This is a genomic window from Psychrobacter sp. Ps6 (assembly GCF_022129235.1).
GTDB lineage: Bacteria > Pseudomonadota > Gammaproteobacteria > Pseudomonadales > Moraxellaceae > Psychrobacter.
Genome location: NZ_JADQAI010000155.1, coordinates 1 through 1,173 on the forward strand (window position 1 = coordinate 1; position 1,173 = coordinate 1,173).

The following is a 1,173-nucleotide window of genomic DNA, read 5'->3' on the forward strand; positions in this document are numbered from 1 at the left end:
TTTCAGCACGCTTAGAGTCGATTTGTTCCATTGCAGAGTCTAAAACGTCAATCGCGTTTTGGGCGCCTTCTTGAGTCGAAAGATCAAGACCAGCAACAGAATCTGTTGTTGTACCAGCTTTCTGACTCATTGTTGTTCCGCCAATAGAAACGGCACCTTCAATATCGTCATCAAGCTTTGCCGATACTAAGCTAAATGTAAAATCACCTTTTATTGCATCTGTTTTTTCGGCCGCAATTGCAGCGCCATCTTTAGCTGTTCCTGTACCTGATAGCGTCATCGTCTTATCATCTGCATACGTGACAGTGTCTGTGGCTGCATCATAATTAGCTACTTTTTGAGTTTTAGCTGCAAATGTACCAGCAACAGCAGTACCTGCATCATCAATACCTTCAACGCCCTTAACAGACATAGTTACTGGAGAGCCATCTTTACCTGTAATAGCAATACTTGCCGCATCAGTAACACTAGTCGCAGCTGAACCATCAGCTTTTAAGGCAATAGCCTCAAATGTACCATCACTTTTATCATTCAAAGTAGCTGCTAGTTCAAATAGGTCTTGTCCATCCTTTGGCGCTGCTTTTGTAGTTGTTGACAAATCAATCTCTTGACCGTTTACTGTCAATTTACCTTCTGCAGCATTTGATGCTGTAATAAGCGTTCGAGCTTGTACTTCTGGCTGTTTATCATCAGCTTGAGTCACTTTAACGCCACTTAATCCATCAATATTATTAATTTTTTCTTCAAGATCAGACGCTTTCATATCATATGTTAGAGCGATATCTTGAGTATTATTACCAACCCCAATAGAAATCGAACCGTCTTTGCCTTTTGTACCTGCAGTAGCAGTAGCGCTTACTGTTCCAGCAGCATCAAAACTTTTATAAGTCTGACCTAATGCATGAGAAGATACATCCATCAAACCTAAGCTTTGAGTTTCATTAGAATTTGCACCAATTTGGAAATCTCTAGAGCCAAATGAACCATCTAGTAGATTCTGACCACCAAAGCTTGTGGTATCAGCGATACGGTTCATCTCTTCTTGAAGTTGACCCATCTCTTTTTGCATCGCTTCACGGTCTTTATCTGAGTTTGAACCGTTCGCAGATTGCAGAGCTAGTTCACGCATACGCTCCATGATCTTAGAGCTTTCTTGCATTGCACCTTCTGCAG

The 1,173-nt window shown here is 41.3% G+C and carries 1 protein-coding gene; it reads right to left on the reverse strand.

Annotated elements, in window-relative coordinates; genetic code table 11:
• Positions 1–1,159 (reverse strand): hypothetical protein (locus I3255_RS14525; RefSeq protein ID WP_238039456.1); only part of this gene is annotated, 1,159 nt, incomplete at its 3' end.
• Positions 1,160–1,173 lie beyond the last annotated feature (14 nt).